The 20011-nt window shown below is 63.1% G+C and carries 18 protein-coding genes; 7 read left to right on the plus strand and 11 right to left on the minus strand.

Annotation, left to right across the window (positions count from 1 at the left end; translation table 11 throughout):
* Positions 1–2: 2 nt before the first annotated feature.
* The 7 genes from RCF49_RS03660 to crtI form a co-directional block, all read right to left on the minus strand.
* Positions 3–1007 carry a zinc-dependent alcohol dehydrogenase gene (locus RCF49_RS03660; protein ID WP_432807365.1) on the minus strand — a complete coding sequence of 335 codons (1005 nt, stop codon included), beginning with the start codon at positions 1005–1007 and terminating at the stop codon, positions 3–5.
* A gap of 100 nt (positions 1008–1107) precedes the next feature.
* Positions 1108–1854 (minus strand): ABC transporter ATP-binding protein, encoded by a 747-nt coding sequence (locus RCF49_RS03665; protein ID WP_342642690.1) that lies wholly within the window; start codon positions 1852–1854, stop codon positions 1108–1110.
* A 184-nt stretch (positions 1855–2038) separates the two neighbouring features.
* A complete protein-coding gene (locus tag RCF49_RS03670) occupies positions 2039–2644 on the minus strand; it encodes a glutathione peroxidase (protein ID WP_342642691.1) in 606 nt (201 codons plus the stop codon).
* Positions 2645–2702: 58 nt separating this feature from the next.
* Entirely contained in the window at positions 2703–3833 is a 1131-nt protein-coding gene (locus tag RCF49_RS03675) for a glycosyltransferase (protein WP_342642692.1), read from the minus strand.
* Positions 3834–3841: 8 nt separating this feature from the next.
* The gene (locus RCF49_RS03680) at positions 3842–4639 is read right to left on the minus strand and encodes a lysophospholipid acyltransferase family protein (protein ID WP_342642693.1); all 798 of its coding nucleotides are present in this window, start codon (positions 4637–4639) and stop codon (positions 3842–3844) included.
* The gene (locus tag RCF49_RS03685) at positions 4636–6168 is read right to left on the minus strand and encodes a phytoene desaturase family protein (protein ID WP_342642694.1); all 1533 of its coding nucleotides are present in this window, start codon (positions 6166–6168) and stop codon (positions 4636–4638) included. Before RCF49_RS03685 ends, RCF49_RS03680 begins: the two co-directional genes overlap by 4 nt.
* The gene (gene crtI, locus RCF49_RS03690) at positions 6168–7727 is read right to left on the minus strand and encodes a phytoene desaturase family protein (protein WP_342642695.1); all 1560 of its coding nucleotides are present in this window, start codon (positions 7725–7727) and stop codon (positions 6168–6170) included. The genes RCF49_RS03685 and crtI overlap by 1 nt, the downstream gene beginning before the upstream one ends.
* Before the next feature lie 162 nt (positions 7728–7889).
* Between crtI and RCF49_RS03695 the strand changes: the two genes are divergently transcribed.
* The 3 genes from RCF49_RS03695 (at position 7890) to RCF49_RS03705 (ending at position 11159) form a co-directional block, all read left to right on the plus strand.
* Positions 7890–9356, plus strand: a complete 1467-nt coding sequence (locus RCF49_RS03695; protein WP_342642696.1) for an aldehyde dehydrogenase family protein — start codon at positions 7890–7892, stop codon at positions 9354–9356.
* An 88-nt stretch (positions 9357–9444) separates the two neighbouring features.
* Complete coding sequence (locus RCF49_RS03700) at positions 9445–10365, plus strand: ABC transporter ATP-binding protein (RefSeq protein ID WP_342642697.1); 921 nt, start codon at positions 9445–9447, stop codon at positions 10363–10365.
* Positions 10362–11159, plus strand: a complete 798-nt coding sequence (locus tag RCF49_RS03705; RefSeq protein WP_342642698.1) for an ABC transporter permease — start codon at positions 10362–10364, stop codon at positions 11157–11159. Before RCF49_RS03700 ends, RCF49_RS03705 begins: the two co-directional genes overlap by 4 nt.
* A 16-nt stretch (positions 11160–11175) precedes the next feature.
* Here the strand turns inward: RCF49_RS03705 and RCF49_RS03710 are convergent, their stop codons facing one another.
* The 3 genes from RCF49_RS03710 to RCF49_RS03720 all read right to left on the minus strand — a co-directional run bounded on the left by RCF49_RS03710 (position 11176) and on the right by RCF49_RS03720 (position 14763).
* A complete protein-coding gene (locus tag RCF49_RS03710) occupies positions 11176–11478 on the minus strand; it encodes a hypothetical protein (RefSeq protein WP_342642699.1) in 303 nt (100 codons plus the stop codon).
* Between the two features lie 120 nt (positions 11479–11598).
* Entirely contained in the window at positions 11599–13089 is a 1491-nt protein-coding gene (locus RCF49_RS03715) for an amidase (RefSeq protein WP_342642700.1), read from the minus strand.
* Between the two features lie 102 nt (positions 13090–13191).
* Positions 13192–14763, minus strand: a complete 1572-nt coding sequence (locus RCF49_RS03720; RefSeq protein WP_342642701.1) for a trimethylamine methyltransferase family protein — start codon at positions 14761–14763, stop codon at positions 13192–13194.
* Between the two features lie 205 nt (positions 14764–14968).
* Here RCF49_RS03720 and RCF49_RS03725 point away from each other — a divergent pair, with 205 nt between their 5' ends.
* The 4 genes from RCF49_RS03725 to RCF49_RS03740 all read left to right on the plus strand — a co-directional run bounded on the left by RCF49_RS03725 (position 14969) and on the right by RCF49_RS03740 (position 18853).
* Positions 14969–15382 carry a hypothetical protein gene (locus RCF49_RS03725; protein WP_342642702.1) on the plus strand — a complete coding sequence of 138 codons (414 nt, stop codon included), beginning with the start codon at positions 14969–14971 and terminating at the stop codon, positions 15380–15382.
* A gap of 142 nt (positions 15383–15524) precedes the next feature.
* On the plus strand, positions 15525–15875 hold the full coding sequence (locus RCF49_RS03730) for a virulence factor (protein ID WP_342642703.1): 351 nt from the start codon (positions 15525–15527) through the stop codon (positions 15873–15875).
* Positions 15872–16807 (plus strand): dihydropteroate synthase, encoded by a 936-nt coding sequence (locus RCF49_RS03735; protein WP_342642704.1) that lies wholly within the window; start codon positions 15872–15874, stop codon positions 16805–16807. Before RCF49_RS03730 ends, RCF49_RS03735 begins: the two co-directional genes overlap by 4 nt.
* A 9-nt stretch (positions 16808–16816) precedes the next feature.
* The gene (locus RCF49_RS03740) at positions 16817–18853 is read left to right on the plus strand and encodes an ASKHA domain-containing protein (protein WP_342642705.1); all 2037 of its coding nucleotides are present in this window, start codon (positions 16817–16819) and stop codon (positions 18851–18853) included.
* A gap of 16 nt (positions 18854–18869) precedes the next feature.
* Here the strand turns inward: RCF49_RS03740 and gcvA are convergent, their stop codons facing one another.
* Positions 18870–19814 (minus strand): transcriptional regulator GcvA, encoded by a 945-nt coding sequence (gene gcvA / locus RCF49_RS03745; RefSeq protein WP_342642706.1) that lies wholly within the window; start codon positions 19812–19814, stop codon positions 18870–18872.
* Positions 19815–20011: the final 197 nt, after the last annotated feature.

Raw genomic sequence — 20011 nt, forward strand, 5'->3', positions numbered from 1 at the left:
CCTCAGACTTTCTCGTAGCGCACGGCAGTCACCAATCCTGCGGCACCGGCCTGCAACAAGGTCGGCAGCTCCCGCGCCAGGTTCTCGAACGCGACCTCACCGGTGATCATCTGGTCCAGCCGTTCATCCGCGAGCAGCGTCACCGCCTTGGCCAGCCGTCGCCTGTGGCTCCAGCGGGCACGCCGTATGGCGGGCAGCATGCCAACCTGGGACGAGATCAGTCGCAAACGGCGGCTGTGAAAGGCAGCCCCGAGAGGAAGCCCCACGGTTTGGTCACCGAACCAGCTTGCCTCGACAATGGTTCCCTCCACCCCGGCAAGCTCAAGGGCAAGCGCGCATCCTGCTGCACTGCCGCTGGTGTGGATGACAATGTCGGCCTCCCCTGGCGCTTGGTGCGGCTGTGCGAAGGCCGCGCCGAACAGCTCCGCCAGGCCTGCGCGCTCTGGGACGATATCGACCACCGTCACCTCCGCCCCCGGCAGTTGTGCGGCCAGGAAGCATACGAGGAGACCGACAACACCGCCGCCGATGATCACGATCCGATCGCCGGGCGCAGCACCGCTATCCCACACCACATTGAGCGCCGTCTCCAGATTGGCCGAGAGGATGGCGCGCCGTGCTGGCACTGCGTCTGGGAGCGGGACCAGAGCTGCGGCATCGACCTCGAACACCTCTTGATGCGGATAGAGGCAAAAGACGTTGCGCCCCACCAATTCGCGAGTGCCAGCTTCGACAAGCCCGACCGCGCTGTACCCATATTTCACCGGAAAGGGAAAATCTCCGTCCTGGAAAGGCGCGCGCATGCGCTGCCATTCCGAGGGCGGCAGCTTGCCCTCGAAGACGAGCCGTTCCGTGCCGCGGCTTAAGGCAGACCACCGCATGCGCACGAGGCAGCGGCGGCTGGGCTCGCCCGCCTGGCGCGCATTGCGCAGGAGCCCTATTCTACGCAGCTCAGCCCGACCCGGCTCTACATAGTAGAGCGCTCGCGGACGCTGATCCTGTTTCACGATGGGGGTTCCTCCGCGAGAGCAATGTCCAAGGGGAATTCGCGCAGACGGCCCGATGGGCCTCTAAGAACACCGGAAGCGCTACCTAAGCGTGCACTGGCTATGAGGTCGCGGCGGCAACCTTTCGATTGCGGCCCATATCCTCGCTCTCACTCTCATCCGCGTCGACGATCACATCCTGCTGAGTAATTTTGCCATTCTCCAGCAGACAGGCTCGGTCGCAAACCGTCCGCCCTACACGCAACTGCCGCTCCGCCAACAGCAGAGCAACCCCCTCGCCGCGTATCCTGTCCAATATGCGCACCAATTCGAGGAGATCTTCCTCGGCAATTCCCTCCGCCGGCTCATCCAGAAGGACCACTTCGGGATTGCCCAGGAGAGTACGCGCGAGAATGAGGAGCCGCTGCTCGCCCGGACTCATGTCGCCCGCAAAGCGGTCCTTTTGAGCGGCAAGCACGGGAAACAGATGGAATACCCTCTCGAAGCTCCATTCGCTCCTGCTCGGCTTTGAGCCGAGACGACGGCCGATCTCGAGATTTTCATAGGCCGTCATGCGGGCGAAGACGCGCCTCTCCTTAGGCACGAAGCCGATGCCGAGCTTGGCAATTTCGTTGGCGGGGCGCCCTTCGATCTGCTGGCCCTTGAACAAAATATCACCGCCGCTGGGCACCACCAGGCCGGCAAGGGCGCGCAGCAAGGTCGATTTGCCGGCCCCGCTCGGGCCGGTGAGCACAATCCCACCCCCCTGGTGGATTGAGAGGTCCACGCCGCGCAGCACATGCTCGCGGCCCTGATGCGCATTGAGCCCCCTCGCCTGAAGAACCGGGCCAATGACTTCGCCGGCCATCTTCACCTCCATCCCGCCTTGCCGGCCCTACCCGTCCGACAGCGCGCAGCTAACATTTTATGGATATTGTTCCTGTCCGGTACTCCAAAGGCATGCCATACGCCACCATACGTACTGGCCGTCGGTAGACTAAGATGAGTCGTCGCGCTTCGGCGAGTACCGAGAATGAGTCTCAGGCAGAGGCCTATTGCCGCGCAGCCTGTTCCCGCGGGCCGGCCAAGGCAGCGTCGATCGCCCGGGTCACCTTCTCCGACTGCGGACTGGTCGGGCTTGAGAACCAGTCGAGGAACTCGCCATTCGCACCAATCAGATACTTATGGAAATTCCACTTGGGCCGGCCGAGCATCCCCGCCTTGGTCCCCGCCCACTTAAAGAACGGATGCGCGCCTTCGCCGGTGACCACGGTCTTGTCCGTCAGCGGAAACGTAACGCCATAATTCAGCTTGCAGAAATCAGCGATCTCCTCGCGCGACCTCGGCTCCTGACCGCCGAAATCGTTGGAGGGGACACCGATCACGACCAGCCCCTTGTCCTTGTAGCTGTTCCACAATGCCTCCAGCCCGTCAAACTGGCCGACCAAACCACATTCGGACGCGGTATTCACCACCAAGAGCACATGTCCCTTGTAGCGTGACAGGGGCATGGGTGCACCGTCGATGCCCGTGAAGCCGAAGTCATAAGCGCTCTGTTCGCCCGCAGGCTGGCCTGCCGTCGCGCCGCTCACCGCCAAGATCATGGCGATCACAGTGCCCGTGAGCTCTTTCAGCATGGCCTGATCCTTTCCGAGCATCGCCTGCCTCGCGTTGTATTTTTAGCTGCGCCGCGGATGCCGGACAAGCGCTGACGAATCAGGATTTCGAATAAGCACGTCCCCGCCAGCGCACTTGCCTGCCGGTAAACCAGCGAAACAGGGCAGTCCACTGCAGAACGAGCATGAAGATAATGCCCAGCGGATGCAGGAGCGCACTCACCCACGATTGGCGAAAGCGTATTGCCAGCAACACCCTTACCGCCCACGCGCAGGCAACCGCCGCAAGCAGGACGCGAACGGTGAGCTCGTCGGCGCCGAGTGCCCAGGCGACGGGCAGCAAGATGAATGGCAGGACATGCCCGCCAAAGAGCAGAACGGTCCAGATCGGCAGCGCGACGGGCGTCGCCATGCCCTCATGCGCATTCTTGGAAAATCCGGCCCAGAGCGCCCGCAGATTGTCATACATCTGTGTGGCGGCCAGGCGCTCCGCGTCGAACAGCTCGGTCTTCAGTCCCCGTCGTCGGAACACACGGGCAAGCTGCACCCCGTCATGGATCTTGTCGTGAATGCTGCCATGGCCGCCAACCGCCCGGTAATCGGCCAGCCGAACCGCGATCAGCTGACCGCAAGCGGTTGCGAAGGCCGGCGAACGACTGAGCTTGGCCCCGATCATCGGTAGATAGCCGAGCAGCACGAAATGAATGAGCGGCACGATCAGCCGCTCCCAAAACCCAACCGCGATCTGGTGGGGGAAGCCGCTCGCAAGACTCACGCCCTTGTCCCGCATGAACGAGGCGACGCGCGCGATCGCATCCGGTGCAAGCCTCACATCCGCATCGAGAAACAGCGCGATGTCATAGCGCGCGGCCTGCCCCAGCGCCTGGCAGGCATTGTTCTTGCCCATCCACCCCTTGGGCAAGGGCGGCGTCGCGATGAGCCGTACCCGTGCATCGCGCTGGCCAAAGGCCTTGATGACATCGGCCGTGCGGTCGGTCGAGCCATCGTCCGCGACCACCACCTCGAACGGGCAGCCACGATTGGCAAGGACTGCCTCGAGCACCGGACCGATCCGCTCTTGCTCATTGCGCGCTGGGATCAGCACGGAGACGCTGGGAAGATCATCTTCATCAATGACTTGCGGTGATTTGTAGAGAAACAGATTCATCAGGCACAGCCCAAGCGGAAGGGCGGCAAGCGCAAGGCAGGCGATCGCAAGTGCCAGCAGCATTGATCCACTCAGTCCTTGTGCCGCGCCGAGAAGCGCTCGCCCTTCATCCTGGCCTTGGCCCATCGCCAGGCATCATAGACCGGGCTGACGCGCGCGTGGCCGACCACCAGCTCATCGAACTGCGCTGCATCGCGCGCAATGGCGGCCATGGCGAGCCGATCCATCTCGGATTGGAGCGCCTGCTCCAAGTGATCAGTCCATTCCGCCCGGCCCAATCCGCCCTGTTCACGAGCAGCAATCGGCTGCCCGAACGACATCAGCGCCTCCGGCTGCCGCTCCGACCAGAACGGATATTCGATCGCAACTGGCACCAGCACCGGCTGGCTCGCGTGAGAGGCAAGATGCGCCAGTCCCGGCCTGAATGTGACCGGCCGCGCGCGCGCATCCGCGAATGCTCCCTGCGGTGTCAGCCACAACGCAACAGCCGGCTCGGCGAGCAGCCGCCGCGCCGTCATCAGGAATTGTGCCGCGCCCCGCGCCGTCTCTTGACTGACCGGGAACAGTCCGACGCGCCGCAGAAACCCGTATTTGCGAAGCGCCGCCTCATCGATCGGGCCGAAATGGCGATGCTCGGGCAGCAGCCTCGCGCAGATCAGCAGGATGAAGATCGGGTCCCACCAGCCCACGTGATTGCTGAAGAAGATCAGCGGCTGCCCGGAGGGAAGTGCCGGCAGGCCTGGCTTCAGGATGCGCACGGCCGTGAAGCTGCGCGCAAAATAGCGATCGAGATAACGCGTGAACAGCTTGAACAGGCGCGGAGAATAGGCCCTCAGCGCCGCCTCCGCAGCCGCCTGATCACGGCTCAAGCTGCAATGCGCCCCTTCGCGTCCTGGTCGAGCGCATCAGCCGCGATCCACCCCGACATCATCACCATCGGCATGCCGGGCCCGGGATGCGCGGCCCCGCCGGCAAGATACAGTCCGGGAACATGCCGGCTGCGATTGCCCGGCTTGAATGCCCCGAGGAACCTTCCATGGCTTGCAAGGCCATAGATAGCGCCGTTGAGCACCTTGTAGCGGTCATGAATATCCTGAGGGGTCAGCGCCGCCTCGAAGGTGATGCGCTGCTCGATATCCTCCATGCCGGCCGACCGCTTGAGCTTGTCCAGAATGACCTGACGATATTCCGGCAGCATCTTCGACCAGTCGTGATGCGATCTGAGATAGGGCGTGTGCACGAGCACATAGAGGGCTTCGCCCCCTTCTGGCGCAACCCCTGGCTCGGTGCGCGCCGTCGCCGCGAGATAGCAGGTGGGATCGGGCGCAGGTTCACCCTCATTGTAGATCGCGTCGAACTCCTCCTCCGGGTCGCGCGAGAACACGAAGCAATGGTGCAGGAGGTGATCATAGGCCTTGTTCAGGCCGAGATAGAGCACGACACCCGAGCAGGCCGGCTCATATTTCCGCATGTCCATGTATTTGGCGCCGGCCTCGCCCCCGATCAGCTCGGCATAGGTGCGGATCGCATCCATATTGGAGACGACCGCATCGACCGGAAACTGCTCGCCGCTATCCGTCACCACCCCGACCACCCGGCCCTGTGCCTGGGCAATGCGCCGCACATTGGCGCCGAGATGAAACTTCACCCCAAGCTCGCGCGCGAGCCTTTCGAGCGCAACCGGAACCGCGCGCGTGCCGCCCATCGGGTACCACACCCCGAGCTCGGTCTGCATATGGGCGATCGAGCAGAGAACCGCGGGCGAGGCATAGGGCGATGAGCCCACATATTGCGTGAAATGGTCGAGCATCTGGGCGACGCGCTCGTCCGAAACCTTTCGCCGAATCGTGCCGGCAACAGTCGCCCCCATCCTCAGCGACATCACATCCGCCAATGTCTTGGCATCGAGGTTACGCTTGAAGTCGATCGTATCCTTGAGATCCTCGACCGACTTCCAGAAGAAGAACCGGTTGGACACATCGTGCAGCCGCTCGGAGAGCTTGATGAATTGCTTATATCCTTCCGAAGAGCGCGGCTCGCCCGTATAGGTCTCGATATTCTTGGCCATCGCCTCGACATTTTCGACAAGGTCGAGCACCGAACCATCATCGAAAAAGCAGCGCCATTGCGGGTCGAGCCGAACGAGCTCGAGATAATCCTCAAGCTTGCGCCCGGCCTCGGCGAAGATTCGGTGCAGCACCCCGGGCACGGTGAGGATGGTCGGCCCCATATCGAAGCGGAAGCCCTGCTCTTCGAGCACCGCAGCCTTTCCGCCCGCCCATTGATTCTTATCGAACAGCGTGACGTCATGCCCTCGGGCTGCCAGCGTGCAGGCTGCGGCCAAGCCACCGAGCCCACCGCCCACCACCGCAACCCGCTTCGTTGCTGCAACCTTCATCAGACCTTCTCCAGCTCGAATTCCAAGGGCAGCTCCAGCCTTTCAGCGGCCCCATAGCGGCTTTCGCTGAGCGACAGTTCCTCCGCGAGGAGCTTCGAAGAAATGCGCGCTGACTCGAAAATCACCGGCAATCCGCTGCCGGGATGCGTGCCGCCGCCAACGAGATAAATGCCATCGACATCCTCGAAGCGGTTATGGGGCCTGAAATAGAGCATCTGCCCGAGTGTATGGCTCAGATTGAACGTGGCCCCCTTGTAGATGGCAAGTTCATCCTGCCAACCCTGCGGTGTGAGGATCCGCTGCGACCGAATGCGATCGCGCAAGCCCTCGAGGCCCATCAGGCCAAGGCGGTCGATCACATGTTCGCGGAACTGCGGTGCAGCACTCGCCCAATCGATCGCACCCGTGAGATGAGCGACCGGCACCAGCACATAAAGCGTGCTCATCCCAGGCGGGGCCAGTGTCTCATCGCTGACCCCGGCATTCTGCAGATAGATCGAGGGCGTCTCGGGAAGCGCGAGCCCCTGCTCGATGTCGCGAACATTTCCCCTCAGATCGTCCGCAAGCAGAATGCTGTGATGCGGCACATCTTCATAGAGCCCTTCGATGCCGAGATACATCATGAAGGTCGAGCAGGAATATTTCTTCTCCGCGATCTTCTTGTCCGTCCAGCGTTTGCGCAGACCATCGGGCACCAGCCTCGCCATCGCCTGGCCGAAATCCGCATTGATCACCACCGCATCCGCGGCATAGCGGCCTCTGGCCGACTCAACCCCTGTGGCGCGCCGTCCATCGAAGGTGACGCGCGTGACGGGTTCGTTGAGCCGGATCTCGACCCCCATCTCCTGCGCGATCTCGGCCATCCTGTCCATGATCACCGCATGGCCGCCCACCGGGTGCCATACTCCGTACTCATGCTCCAGAAAAGCGAGGATCGTGAACAGGCTCGGGCAGTTGAACGGCGACATGCCCAGATATTTCGCCTGGAAGGAGAAGGCCTGCCGCACCCGTTCATCGGCAAAGTAAGTCTTGAGGTCCCGGTCGAGCGACAGCTGCGGGCGGAGCATGAACAGCGACTTGAGCACGTCTCCCCTGAGATAGTCCCGCAGCGTGTTGAACGGACTTTCGAGCACCGGCCGGAACGAAGCGAGCTTCTTGCGATTATCAGCGAGATAGCGCGGCAGATTGGCGGCGTCTGCAGCGCTCAGCCTTGCAATCTCTGCCGCCATGGCAGCAGGTTCTGATTTTGCATCGAGATATCCGCCGCCCTCGAATAGGACGCGATACATGGGGTCGATCCGCGTGAAGGCGATCTCGCTCCACAGATCGCGGCCGCACTCCTTGAAAATGTCCTCGAGCACCCGTGGATAGAGGAAGAAAGTCGGCCCGATGTCGAATGTGAAGCCGTCCTGCCGCCAGCGCCCCGTGCGGCCGCCCACCTGTGGTAAACGTTCAAGAACCGTGACCTCCGCGCCTCTCGCGGCCAAAAGCATTGCGGAGGCAAGTCCCCCTGGCCCCGCGCCCACGACGATAACGCGACGCTTCCTCTGGTCTCTCAATCGCGACTCCCGCTCACCACTTGCTTGTCAGCTCACTGACCTTGCATGAGGCTCCCTGCTCAGGGGTAGTTTACGGGATCGCATATCGCTTATGCTAGCCAAATAACGCCACTACCGGTAATTGTTCATTCATTCCCAATGAACGTATATCGAGCACAGCCCATGAACCGCCCAATGTCCGTCCGCGACCGCATTGTCTATTTGCGCGCGGCGCAACGCGACTGGGCGGCCACACCCTTGGCGAGGCGCCTCGCCATCATCACGGAGTTGCGCCGCTTGCTGGCTGAGCGTGCGCCGGCTTTCGTGCGCGCTGTGGGCCCGAATCAGCGAAAGCCGCTTGCTGATTTTGTCGCCGCCGAGATCGTACCGCTGGTCGATGCCTGCCAGTTCCTCGAGCGGCAAGCTGGCGAACTGCTGAAGCCTCGTCCGCTCGGCCATCAGAATAGGCCGCTGTGGCTCTCCGGCAGCGAGGTGACTATTCACCGCGAACCCTTCGGGCTCGTGCTGATCATCGGTCCTTCCAACTATCCTCTGTTTCTGCCGGCTGTTCAGGCCTTGCAGGCACTCGTGGCAGGCAATGCGGTGCTTATCAAGCCGGGAGAAGGTGGCGAGGAACCAATCCGCTGGCTGATTGATCTTTTGGACGAGGCAGGCTTGCCGCCAAATCTCATCGCCTGCACATCCGACACCATCGATGACGCACGCGCCGCACTCCGGGACGCCATCGACAAGGTCGTTCTCACGGGATCAGCGAGCACGGGCCGCGCCATTCTTGGCCGTCTCGCCGAGCGCGCCATTCCGGCCGTGCTTGAACTCTCCGGCAATGACGCAGCGCTCGTGCTACCCGATGCGGATCTGGATCTTGCGACCAATGCCATCGCCTATGGGCTGCGCCTGAACAATAGCGCGACCTGCATCGCACCGCGCCGTGTCATTGCCATCGGCCCCATCTTCGAGCCCTTGCGCGACTGTTTGCGGGCCCGCACCGCTGCCATGCCGCCCATGGAGGTTCCCGAACCCGTCCGGGTGAAGCTCGCCGAGTTGCTCGGTCGAAGCGAGGCTGCGGGCGCGATCGTTCATGGCATTCCTCCCAAGCCCGGCAATGCGGCCATGGCCCCCCTGCTCGTCGAGAATCTCAGCGTGGAGGATCCTCTCGCACGGGAGGATATCCTCGCCCCCGTCCTTATGCTCTTTCGCGCCGAGGGAACCCAAGAGGCGGTTGCAATCGCCAACGCGTCTCCTTACGGGCTCGGAGCCTCGATCTTCGGCTCCGAGCAGAGCGCCGTGGAGATTGCCGGACGGCTTGATGCCGGCGCCGTCTGTATCAATGACATGATTGTGCCAACCGCCGATCCCCGAGGCCCCTTTGCCGGCCGGAAGCAATCCGGTTACGGCGTGACCCGTGGTGCGGAGGGCTTGCTCGAGATGACCCAGATCAAAGCCGTGTTCCTGCGCAAGGGCACCTTTCGGCCCCATTTCGATCCGCCGGGCAGCAAGGATCATGAATTCCTGCTCAATTACATTGCCGCAGTGCACGGACGTAATTGGACAATGCGGCTGCGCGCCGGTATGACAGTCATGAAGCACATGATCACCCGTGGCGCCCGGCGAAAACGCCAACGGGCATGAGAGGGACCAATCCAGAGTGCTGCACTGGCCCAGGCGTAAGGTCGCAGAGCGTCAGCGCGTACCCGCCGGAGAGCATCGCCCGGCGATCGTGATCGAAAATCTTCGCAAGGCCTATGGCGCTGTCGAGGCCATTCGCGGCATTTCACTTCAAGTGAAGCGTGGTGAGACGTTCGCCCTCCTTGGGCCGAACGGCGCCGGCAAGACCAGCACCATCGAAATCCTCGAAGGCTACCGCCGCAGAGACAGCGGCAAGGTTTCGGTGCTGGGCATGGATCCCGGCACGGGCGGGCGCAAGTTCCGCGAGCGGATTGGTATTGTGCTGCAGGCAACCGCGCTTGAGCCTGAGCTCACCGTGCGCGAAACGGCGGCCGCCTTCGCAAGGCTCTATCCGAGAAGCCTGTCGGTCGGCGAGGTGCTGGATCTCGTCGATCTCGGCAACGCCGCCGACAAGCAGGTCAAGGTTCTCTCCGGTGGGCAGAAGCGCCGCCTCGATCTTGCGCTCAGCATGGTGGGTGATCCCGACGTGATCTTCCTGGATGAGCCCACCACGGGGCTTGATCCCGATGCGCGCCGCAATGTCTGGTCCTTGATCGGCAGGCTCAATGAAGCCGGCAAGACCATCCTTCTCTCTTCCCACAATATGGAAGAGGTGGAGGCACTGGCCGACCGCCTTGCCATTCTGGTGAGCGGCACGATCTGCGCGCAAGGCACCCCGGCCGAGCTTCAGGATGCCTTCGGAGGCAAGAGCGAGATCCGCTTTGCTCTTGGCGCGAGTGAATTGCCGGGCTCCTATCCCACGCCCTTGCGTGGGGTCACCAGAATACACCGCGGCTGGGCCGAGATCCGCGTTGGCAATCCCACGCCCATTCTCGCCGATCTCACCCACTGGGCATTCCGCGAGCAGATTATCTTGCGCCATCTCACCGTCACCCGGCCGACGCTGGAGGACATCTATCTTGAGCTGGCCCATGCGGCCGAAGCCGTGCAGAAGGGGAATAGCGCCCGGTGAAACTGCTGCTCGATCAGACCCGGCATCAGCTGCTGTTGTTCACGCGGCGGCCGGCAGCCGTCTTCTTCGTGACGATCATGCCGCTCGTGCTGTTGATCCTCTTTACCGAGATCTTCGGCAACGAGCTCGTCGAGGGCGAGAACTACACGACCGCGCAGTTTTATTCTCCCGCCCTCGCCGTCTTCGGCGTGGTCACCGCCTGCTATACCTATCTCGCCGTATCGACAGCGACCGCCCGCGATCAGGGCATCCTGAAGCGGATCCGTGGAACCCCGTTGCCGCCGGCCACCTATATCGCTGCCCGCATTCTCGCCGTTGCCGCGATCGCCATTCTCTCCGCCGTCATCGTCATGGGTGCAGGCGTTCTGTTTTACGGCATCCAGATCTATCCTGAGCGACTGCCCGCAGCCATCACAGTGCTGGCACTCGGCAGCTGCTCATTTGCAGCACTGGGTATGATGGTCGTGGCATTGTGCCGATCGAGCGAGACCACCCAGGCCGTGACCAACGCCACGTTGCTGCCCCTCGCCTTCCTCTCCAACATCTTCATTCGCCCCTTCCATGACCTGCCGGCCTGGATGACCATGGCGGCTGACATCCTGCCCCTCAAGCATTTCGCTGTTGCCTTCGGCAATGCCTTCAGACCTGATCTCTCAGGGTCCGGCTTTGTTTGGAACGGACCCGAAGACGTCTATGTCATGTTGCCGGATTTGCTGAATGTGACTGCATGGGGCTTGGCGGCCGCCATCATCGCGGCCCAGCTCTTCGTCTGGGATCCAACCGGCAACCGCTAACCAAGGCCGGACGAGCTCAAGGCTGCCTCCGAACATTGGGTCTGTGCTGCTTGATGGTGATGTGCTCGGAGCCATGCAGCGAGATCTCCTCGCCATCCCCGAAGATTGCGGAACAGCCCGTCCGGCAGAAACCCACCAAGGTTTCGCCCGCTTCGAGTTCGAAAGCCTGCTCCTCCCCATCCGCGATGATGACGACCATGTTCGTCCTCTCGTCCTGGTTGACAACGGTCAGCGCCTGGACTGGCCCGCCGCTGGCGAGGCACAGGATCATAACCGCGGGATATGCCGCTCGCGCGAGAGTGACGGGACGATGAACCATGGCAAGCGCTCCAGTGCACAGGCCCCGCAACGGGGCGGCGCGCACTGGGATGCGCTGAAACCGCGCCAGGACAATGGCACGGAAGAGGCTAATGTCGCATATCAGCCTTGCAGCAGTCGCTCAGGCATAGCCCGGTGGCGGCGTGAACGCCCGATAGTCCTGCTCGAGCAGCTTCGCGAAGGCAATCGTCGTATAATCTCCGTATTGCGGCCCGACGATCTGCACGCCGATCGGTAATCCGTCCGGGCTAAGCCCGATCGGCGCCACCGTTCCCGGCAGATAGAACGCGCCGGAATATCCAGCCCAGAACAGCTGATCCGTGGTCGGCACGCGCTTGCCATTGACCGCGACTGTACGGTTATGGCGTTCCCCCTCCTGATCATGTGGGAAGGCCGCCGACGCCGCCGCCGGGCACAGGAACAGATCCCATTCCCCGAAGAACCGTGCCCAGGCATGCCGCATATGGTGCCGGCGCTCGTTGATCTCGAGCCACCGCCGATGGGGCATCACATAGGCGCGCAGCATGCGGGCATAATAGCTCTGGTCATTGGGATCGAGCTCGGCCACGATCCTGCGATTCTGCGCGAAGACCTCCTCGCTCTGTGCTCGGCTGGTCGCCGCCCGCAACAGCCCGATATAGACGTCGAACGCTTCCTTGGTGCTGAAGTCGGGCCGGGCGGTGAAGCTGACGGTTGCGCCACGCGAGGCGAGGAATTCGGCCAGCTTGCCGATCTCGTCCTGAATCGGCTGATCGACCTCCGAGCAGGGATCGCTGAGCATGACCGCGATCTTGAAATCGGAGATCTTGGTTTTTGTGCACGGTTTGAGGTCGAGCCGCCAGCCTTGCGCCTCGATTGCGTCCGGGCCCGCGATGATCCCCAGCTCGAGTGCGAGATCATCCGCCGACCGGGCGAGTGGACCCGCTACTGTAATATCCGAGGTGGTCACGATCCCCGGCAGCGCATGTCCCGCGTAGGACACAACCCCATAGGTCGGCTTATGGCCGAAAATTCCGCAGTAATGGGCGGGATTGCGGATCGAGGATCCGATATCTGAACCAACGTCCAGCGCGGTCATGCCCGCGGCCAGCGCCGCAGCCGATCCGCCGGACGAGCCGCCCGGGGCCCGTGACAGATCCCAGGGATTGTTGGTCGTCCCGTAGATCACATTGAAGCTTTGCCAGTCCGACAGCATGAACGGCACGTTCGTCTTGCCGAAGATGATCGCGCCTTGGCCTTTGAGCCGCGCAACCGCGTCGGCATCGGTCTTCGTCACATTGTCCCGGTACTGCGCCACACCCCAGGTGGTTGGCGATCCCGCAAGCTCGAAGGATTCCTTGATGGTCATCGGCAATCCATCGAGCAGCCCCATCGGCTTGCCCGCATCCAGCCGCTTGTCGGCCTCGTCCGCCGCCCGGCGCGCGCCCTCGATATCGCTCCAGATGATCGCATTGAGCGATGGATTGAACTTTTCCACCCGCGACCAGTAAAGCTCCAGAAGATCGCGTGCCGACACGGTACGATCCCGCAATGCCCGGGTCAGGGCCGTCGCGGATGAAAAGGCAAGATCGGCCGATTTCGCCGAGCTTTCGCGCTGCTGCTTCAAGTCCAAGGTAAGCGCCTCCTCCGATACCGAATCTGTCTTTTCACTTTAGCGCGATGAAAGCCGCCCCACGACCCTGAAACCCACCCTCGCCTATGCATCCCCTGCCGGTCAGGTCAGCGAATCCGGCAGCACCGCCTTTCGGCGCGCCATGAAGTCGCTGAGCGCCTCGTCAATCCCGGGATCAAGATCCGGGGCAGCATATTCCCGCAGCATCTGCTTGTAGATGGCATTCGCCCGCTGTGCTGCATCCTGCTGCCCCTCGGCAAGCCACTGCTCATAGGAATTGTTGTCCGCAATGGTCGAGCGATAGAAGGCGGATTCGAAATTCGCTTGAGTATGGCCGCAGCCGAGGAAATGGCTGCCCGGCCCGACCTCGCGGATGGCATCGAGCGCCTGGCCGTTCTCCGAGAAATCGACCCCCTCGGCGAAGCGCTGCATCATGCCGAGCTGGTCCGCGTCGATGATGAGCTTCTCATAAGACGAGACGAGCCCGCCCTCGAGCCAGCCCGCCGCATGCAGCACGAAATTGACGCCCGCATAGAGCGTTGGGATGAGTGTCTGCGTGCTTTCATGGGCCGCCTGCGCATCCGGCACCTTGGAGGCGCACAGCGAGCCGCCCGAGCGGAACGGAATGCCGATGCGGCGGGCAAGCTGCGCTGCGCCATAGAGCACATGGGCAGGCTCCGGCGTGCCGAAGGTGGGCGCGCCCGACTGCATGGAGATCGAGCTCGAGAATGTGCCGAACACGACCGGAGCGCCAGGCCGGCACAGCTGCGAGAAGGCGCAGCCGGCCAATGCCTCGGCGAGAATGGTGGTGAGCGTGCCCACCACCGTCACCGGCGACATGGCGCCGGCCAGAATGAAGGGCGAAACCACCGTCGCTTGGTTGTTGCGCGCATAGACCTTGAGCGCCCCGAGCATGGTCGCATCGAAGACCAGCGGCGAATTGGCATTGATGAGATTGATGAGGACGCAGTTCTGATCGACGAACTCATCGCCGAACACCAGCTTCGCCATGGCCACGGAATCTTCCGCCCGCTCCGGCGCGGTCACCGATCCCATGAAGGGTTTGTCGGAGTAGCGGATATGGGAATAGACCATGTCGAGATGTCGCTTGTGCACGGGCACATCGACCGGCTCGCAGACCGTGCCGCCGGAATGATGCAGGGTCGGCAGGACATAGGCGAGCTTCACGAAATTCCGGAAATCCTCGATCGTCGCATAGCGGCGCCCCTCTTCGAGATTGCGAATGAAGGGCGGCCCATAGACCGGGGCAAAGACCGTGCTGTTTCCGCCGATCACCACATTGCGCTCGGGGTTGCGCGCATGCTGCGTGAAAATCTTCGGCGCGGTCTTGAGGAGCGCGCGGCAGAGACCTTTGGGGAAATGCACCCGTTCGCCGCGCACATCGGCGCCGGCCTCCCGCCACATGGCGAGCGCCTCCGGATCCTCGCGGAACTCGATACCGATCTCCTCGAGCACCGTATCGGCATTGCGCTCGATGATCGCGAGACCTTCTTCGCTCAGGACCTCGTAGAGGGGTATGTTGCGCGAGATATATTTGAGCTGTGTGCGACCGCCGCCGCTGCGCCGTTGCCGCCGCTCCGCCGCACCGCCGCCCCGGCGGGAATGCCGCTCCCGCGCAGGCGTTCCGCCCGTCTCACTGCCCACCTCACCCATAGCTCGCATGCCTCCGATGCCAGACCTTAGCTTTGCATAGCGCTGATCGGCTGAATACGTTTCGCATGAAACGTCAGCCCGTGGCTTAAGAGCGACCTGATCTTCGGGCGACCGTTTGGCCCGCGTTAACCCCCGAAACCGATCGCCAATTGTAGCAGCTCCGGCGCCGCCTAACTAAGGAGACGACGTCCCTCGGAGAAAAGCCATGCCCTTTTTGCCCCCGATGATCGAGCCGCCTCTTCCGGCGTCCCATGATGTGACCGTCATCGCCCATGTCCCACTGCCGAGCGAGCAGACCAATCTGTTTCTTATCCGCTCAGACGGGAAGGTCGTGCCGGCCGGCAGCAAGACCGAGGCGGGAAAGTCGAACGCCTCCACCCACACCAAAAAGCAATCAAGGCAAACAAAAGAAACAGCCTCTGCGCCCGCCACTCAAAAGCGTCGCTGGAACCCGCTCTGGGGCATCGGCCCCGTGGCCCCCAGCCCCTCGATGCCGGGCTATAAGGAGATCATGCGCCGCAATGCGGAGCGCGATGGCAAGCCGACCCCGGTGGAAAAGCCCGTGCCTGCGCAGAAGTCTGCACCCAAGACGAAGCCGATGAAGGGCGATCAGTCCTGATCGGAAACAGTCGCTGATCACTGCCCATGGGGCTTGTCGTTTTCAGCAAGCCCCATGTCGGCACAGTGCGCGCTGCAAGCTCGGCTCTCCCGCCATATGTCTCGAACCGATGCGGTCTGCCCCCTTGGGCGAAGAGGCATTCATGGCCGAGCTCACCATTTTGTACTGGCGGGACATACCCGCGCAACTCATCGCCAAATCCGGCCGGAAGTCGGAAAAGCGCCAGCTCTCTGACCGTTTTCAGGAGGCCATCGACATGGCCGCCATGCGCTCGGGCGCGTCCGAAACCGGCGCCTATCTCGAAGAGTGGCGTCGCGGCACCCCTGAGCCCTGCCCCGATGATCTCGCCGCAGCGGTTGATCGTGCCGCAGCCGAGCTTGAGCAGGCCTATGACCGCGAGCGCCTGAAGGCGCTGATCGCCAATGGCGGCTGGGCCGATCCCCAACCCAATCCCCATCAGCAGCACACCGCCGGAGACGGAGAGACGACATGACCGAGACAGTGCTGGCCTCCGCCACCAAAGAGGTAGTGATCGGCTTTGACCGCCCCTTTTGCGTCATTGGCGAGCGCATCAATCCCACCGGGCGCAAGAAGCTCGCCGCCGAAATGAAGGTGGGGGACTATTCAACCGTCGAGCGCGATGCCCTGGCCCAGGTTGCCGCCGGCGCCAATATGCTCGACGTGAATGCGGGCATTCCCCTGGCAGACGAGCCGCGCATCCTGGCGGAGACCATCCAGCTGGTCCAGAGCCTGGTCGATGTGCCGCTGTCGATTGATTCCTCCATCATCGATGCGCTTGAAGCCGGCCTTGCCGTCTATAAGGGACGCCCCCTGGTCAATTCCGTGACCGGCGAAGACGAAAGCCTCGAGCGCGTCCTGCCGCTGGTGAAGAAATACGATTGCGCCGTCGTTGCCATTTCCAACGACGAGACCGGTATCTCACAGGACCCGGATGTGCGCTTCGAGGTCGCGAAGAAGATCGTGCACCGGGCCATGGATCACGGCATCAAACCCTGCGATGTGGTGGTTGACCCTCTCGTCATGCCGATCGGCGCCATGGGCACGGCCGGCCGCCAGGTCTTCGCGCTTCTGCGCAGGCTCAAGGACGAGCTGAAGGTGAATTCGACCTGCGGTGCCTCCAACATTTCCTTCGGCCTGCCCAACCGCCGGCTGCTCAATGGCCACTTCCTCTCGATGGCCTCATCCAACGGGCTCACCTCCGCCATCATGAACCCGCTGCATGATGAAGATATGCACGCAATTGCCGCGGCCAACGTTCTCAATGGTGTGGATCGCGATTGCCGGGCCTGGGTGCGGAAATTCCGCGAGCCCGTGCCGGAGGCGGCGGGTGCCGATGGCGCACCGGAAAGCGAGATCGACGCCCGCCGCCGCGAGCGCGAAGCACGCCGCCGGCGTCGCTCCTGAGGATTGGCCATGTCGGATCACAAGGGCGAGGATGCTCTGCTCGTATTCACCCCCTCGGGCAAGCGGGGACGCTTCCCGCTGGGCACGCCGATCCTGCAGGCCGCCCGCAGCCTCGGGGTGGACATTGACAGTGTCTGCGGCGGTCGGGCCATTTGCGGCCGCTGCCAGGTGGAGCTCTCCGAAGGTACCTTCGCCAAGCATGGGTTGACATCCGCCCCGTCCCATCTCTCGCCCCTATCCGCAACCGAGCAGCGTTACGCCGAAAAGCGCGGGCTCGGAGCGGGCCGCCGTCTCTCCTGCCAGGCCCGGCTCATGGGCGACGTGGTCATCGACGTGCCGCCGGAAAGCCAGGTCCATAAACAGGTGGTGCGCAAGCGCGCCGAGGTACGAGCGATTGCCCTCGATCCCGCCACCCGCCTCTATTATGTCGAGGTGGCCGAGCCCGACATGCACAACCCCTCGGGCGATCTCGAGCGGCTCTGTGACGCGCTCGCCACACAGTGGGGGGTAAGCAGCCTTTCCTGCGACCTCGGCGTGATACAGGTGCTGCAGAAGGCCTTGCGCGCCGGTCAGTGGGCGGTCACGGTGGCCATTCACCACACCGAGCGCGACGCGAACCGCATCATCGCTGTCTGGCCCGGCTTTCATGACCAGATCTGCGGCATCGCCTTCGATATCGGCTCGACCACCATCGCCGCCCATCTCTGCAATCTCTCGACCGGCGAGGTGCTGGCCTCGGCCGGCATGATGAACCCGCAGATCCGCTTCGGCGAAGATCTCATGAGCCGCGTCTCCTATGTGATGATGAACCCGGGTGGTGACGCGGAGATGACCGCCGCTATGCGCGATGCGATCAATCTGCTCATCGGTCAGGTCTGCGAGGAGGCCGCAATCAGCCGCGATACGGTGATGGAGGCGGTGCTGGTCGGCAACCCCGTCATGCATCATCTCCTGCTCGGCATCGATCCGGTCGAGCTTGGCGGCGCGCCTTTCGCGCTCGCCACATCCGGCGCCCTGAACCTTAGGGCCCGCGAGCTCGACCTCCACATGAACCCGGGCGGCCGCCTCTATATCCTGCCCTGTATCGCAGGCCATGTGGGTGCGGATTCCGCGGCGGTGGTCTTGTCCGAAGGGCCCCACCTCCAAGACGAGAACTGGCTCATCGTCGATGTCGGCACCAATGCCGAGATCGTCCTGGGCAACCGCCAGCGGCTGCTCGCCTGCTCATCCCCCACCGGCCCTGCCTTCGAGGGCGCACAGATCTCGTCCGGCCAGCGCGCGGCCCCGGGCGCCATCGAACGCATCCGCATAGATCCCGCAACCCTCGAGCCCCGCTATAAGGTCATCGGCTGTGATCTGTGGTCGGACGAGCCGGGCTTCGCCGAGGCGGTCGAGATCACGGGAGTGACCGGCATCTGTGGCTCCGGCATTATCGAGGCGGTCGCGGAGATGTTCCTGGCCGGCATCGTCTCTAAGGACGGCGTGATCGACGGCGCCCTTGCTGCCCGCTCGCCGCGGATAGAACCGCAGGGGCGCACCTTCAGCTATCTTATCAAGGATGGTGAGCCCGAGATCCGCATCACCCAGAACGATATCCGCCAGATTCAGCTCGCCAAGGCTGCCCTCTATGCCGGGGCGCGCCTGTTGATGGACACCATGGGCATCGACAAGGTCGACCGGATCACTCTGGCCGGTGCCTTTGGCAGCCATATTGACGTGAAACATGCCATGGTGCTGGGCATGATCCCCGATTGTCCCTTGAACCGGGTCTCATCGGCTGGGAATGCCGCGGGCACCGGCGCGCGCATTGCCCTCTTGAATGCCGGCGCACGCCGCGAGATCGAAACGGTTGTACGCTCGATCGAGAAGGTCGAAACTGCCATCGAGCCGCGTTTCCAGGAACATTTCGTGGCAGCCATGGCCTTTCCGCACAAGACGGCCCCCTATCCCAACCTTGCTCAAGTGGTCGCCTTGCCCGAACCCAAACATGTGGGCGGCGCTGACGAGGAGCGTGAAGGCCGCCGCCGCCGGCGGCGGGCAAGCTGAACCACTCTGCCGGCAATCAAGCAGGCCGGTCCGCCTGCGCCTGCTCTGCCAGCAGAGCTGCGATTGCCGGATCAGCCGCTGCCTGTTCGCGCAGCCAGGCCTCGAATTTGCGGATCTTGGGCTGGCTGCGTTCTGCCCCCTCGCAGACGAAATACCAGTCGCGCACATGCCGCACCCCTGGCGTGAAGGGACGAACCAGCCGCCCCAGCCGGAGCTCATCCTCCGCAAACGGGCTCAGGCTCATGGCGATGCCCCTGCCATCGATCGCTGCCTCCTGCGCCAAGAGATAGCTGTCATAGATCGGGCCATCCTCGATGATCCGACTATCGATCCCATGGGCATCGAGCCAGACCCGCCAGTCCTCGTCCGCCCCGAGCACCCGGATCAGCCTATGGCGCGCGACATCGGCCGGACTGCGCAATGGAGCATCGCCGCTGAGCAGGTCCGGGCTGCAGACCGGCGAGAGCAGGCCTGGGAACAGCCGTTGATAATGCAGCCCCGGCGTCTTGCGGCGCACCAGCAGGAAGGCCGCATCAACCTCGCCCCGCTCGAAATCCCAGCCGATGGACGTGGTCGAGAGCCGCATCTTGATCTCGGGACAGCGTCGCTCGAAATCGTGGAGCCGCGGAATGAGCCACTTGAGGGCCACGGTGACATAGACCTGAACCACTAGCTCGACATTCTCCGGCGGCGGCTTGATCGCTCGGGTCTTCGCTTCGATCTGATCGAAGGCATCGCGCAAGACCGGATAGTAGTCATGCCCCGCCTCGGTCAGATCCGGCCGCTGCTTGTCGCGCCGGAACAAGGTCACGCCCAGAGTCTCCTCGAGTTGGCGGATCTGGTGGCTCACCGCCGACCGGGTCACAGCCAGCTCCTCCGAAGCCAGTCTGAAACTGCCGAGCCTTGCTGCTGCCTCGAAGGCCTGCAGTGCGCGCAAGGGTGGAAGATTTCGTCTGGCCACGTCTTAACCTCCAAACTCACCACGTCCAACCACTAGGCTTCGGTCCGATCCAGGGCTTTGCACCAGTCTCCGTCGGTCTGGATAGCAAACTGAGCTCACCATGGGTGAAGTTTTGCGAGCTCCGCCAAGCAAGCATTGCACGTCTTACAACCCAGCCATGCCCCACGACCGGGGCTGCTTTTCCACCTTGGTCAATG

It is taken from the genome of Rhodoligotrophos sp. CJ14, assembly GCF_038811545.1.
GTDB lineage: Bacteria > Pseudomonadota > Alphaproteobacteria > Rhizobiales > Im1 > Rhodoligotrophos > Rhodoligotrophos ferricapiens.

What these genes read in the sequence shown, in the direction of transcription:
- RCF49_RS03740 (WP_342642705.1), top strand. Translation starts at nt 16,817, where the DNA reads ATGTCGGATCACAAGGGCGAGGATGCTCTGCTCGTATTCACCCCCTCG.
- RCF49_RS03670 (WP_342642691.1), bottom strand. Translation starts at nt 2,644, where the DNA reads ATGCTCGGAAAGGATCAGGCCATGCTGAAAGAGCTCACGGGCACTGTG.
- RCF49_RS03735 (WP_342642704.1), top strand. Translation starts at nt 15,872, where the DNA reads ATGACCGAGACAGTGCTGGCCTCCGCCACCAAAGAGGTAGTGATCGGC.
- RCF49_RS03675 (WP_342642692.1), bottom strand. Translation starts at nt 3,833, where the DNA reads ATGCTGCTGGCACTTGCGATCGCCTGCCTTGCGCTTGCCGCCCTTCCG.
- RCF49_RS03695 (WP_342642696.1), top strand. Translation starts at nt 7,890, where the DNA reads ATGAACCGCCCAATGTCCGTCCGCGACCGCATTGTCTATTTGCGCGCG.
- RCF49_RS03710 (WP_342642699.1), bottom strand. Translation starts at nt 11,478, where the DNA reads ATGGTTCATCGTCCCGTCACTCTCGCGCGAGCGGCATATCCCGCGGTT.
- RCF49_RS03720 (WP_342642701.1), bottom strand. Translation starts at nt 14,763, where the DNA reads ATGGGTGAGGTGGGCAGTGAGACGGGCGGAACGCCTGCGCGGGAGCGG.
- RCF49_RS03685 (WP_342642694.1), bottom strand. Translation starts at nt 6,168, where the DNA reads ATGAAGGTTGCAGCAACGAAGCGGGTTGCGGTGGTGGGCGGTGGGCTC.
- RCF49_RS03730 (WP_342642703.1), top strand. Translation starts at nt 15,525, where the DNA reads ATGGCCGAGCTCACCATTTTGTACTGGCGGGACATACCCGCGCAACTC.
- RCF49_RS03725 (WP_342642702.1), top strand. Translation starts at nt 14,969, where the DNA reads ATGCCCTTTTTGCCCCCGATGATCGAGCCGCCTCTTCCGGCGTCCCAT.
- RCF49_RS03665 (WP_342642690.1), bottom strand. Translation starts at nt 1,854, where the DNA reads ATGGCCGGCGAAGTCATTGGCCCGGTTCTTCAGGCGAGGGGGCTCAAT.